1 pseudogene is annotated in these 1,207 nt (G+C 40.7%); it reads right to left on the bottom strand.

The window, feature by feature from the left end:
• Positions 1–82 precede the first annotated feature (82 nt).
• Positions 83–1,027: pseudogene (locus QUA45_RS28890) on the bottom strand (IS4 family transposase); the annotation flags it as partial.
• Positions 1,028–1,207: the final 180 nt, after the last annotated feature.

Raw genomic sequence — 1,207 nt, 5'->3', positions numbered from 1 at the left:
TAAGAAGGGTTTTTTCAGAGAATAACTCAGGCACAAATATGATTTTATGTCAACTTAATTTAGATGCGTTTACCCTGAAACAATAAGCGAAAGTAATCAACAAAACCAAAGCTAAAAATCGGGTAGCATCCACCCGAGTAAATTCCATATTATAGCCGCCACTTTTGCAATCTCTAAACATCATTTCAATACCCCACCGTGCTTGATAGAGTTGCTTAACCAGCTTGGGGTTAGAAATCGTAGTTAGTAAATACCACGGTTCTTTTACCTTTTTCCCTCGGTGACTTTTTTCCCAATAAACTCCTAAGTTAAATTCCTGAATAGGGTCAGATTTTTGAAAGGTTACATTTTTGAAAAAGTGGGATTCGCCCGCTTTAAATCCTTGGGTTTTTAAAGACTTACCTGGCTGGCATGAAGTCGCTACAAAAGCACTCTTTTTTTGACGAAATACAACGTCTACACCCTTTGCCCTGAGCCAGTTCGCGAGCTTAGCACTATGAAATTCTCGGTCCCCTATTACCACGACCGGATAAGGTTTTAGAAGGGCTAGTACCGGCCCTAGTACCCGTTTCTGTTCCCGGAAAGAACTACTGCCAAATTTAGAGAGTAGCTCCCAATATATTGGTAAAGCATGATTTCCCCAAATTATGGTGGCCATGAGTAGATTCCGGTCTCTCCATTGAGTTCTATCGAGAGCAATCGCTACATAGTTTTTGGTTTTAAATCTTAATTTTGAGGGGTGTCTCCGTTGCGCTCTATTTAATTTTTTCTCTATAAATTCAGATTTTAAAGTTGCCTTAATTATCGGAAACCAGAGTAACTTAGCCGAGAGCTGAGGGAGTTCCAGAAATCGCTGGATATTTCTGATTCGACTCTTGTATTTAATAGGTTGTGGAAAGAAGTTGGCGAGAGTTGATAATCTGACGTTTCGATAACTTTGAAGCATCAAAACTAAGATTTCTAAGGTCTTTGCTTGACTTTCGCTCAGATGAATGCGTAATAACGAGTGGTATAATGTCTTTAACATTTTTGGTTAGGGTGGCTCCAAGGGCCACCCTCTTTTTGACGACTTATCCATTATCTCAAACAATTGCCCCGTCTGGGTTTGACCTCCGTTGTCACCCTCTCAGGGTACAAGCACTACTAAAGCGCAAAAAAGAGACAGGAAAATTACTCCCTAGTCAGGCTCATGGTGGTAAACCGAGCC

The organism is Microcoleus sp. Pol12A5 (assembly GCF_036701435.1).
Classification (GTDB): domain Bacteria; phylum Cyanobacteriota; class Cyanobacteriia; order Cyanobacteriales; family Microcoleaceae; genus Microcoleus.
Note: the sequence above shows the minus strand (reverse complement) of the source record. Positions and strands in the feature narration are given on the sequence as shown.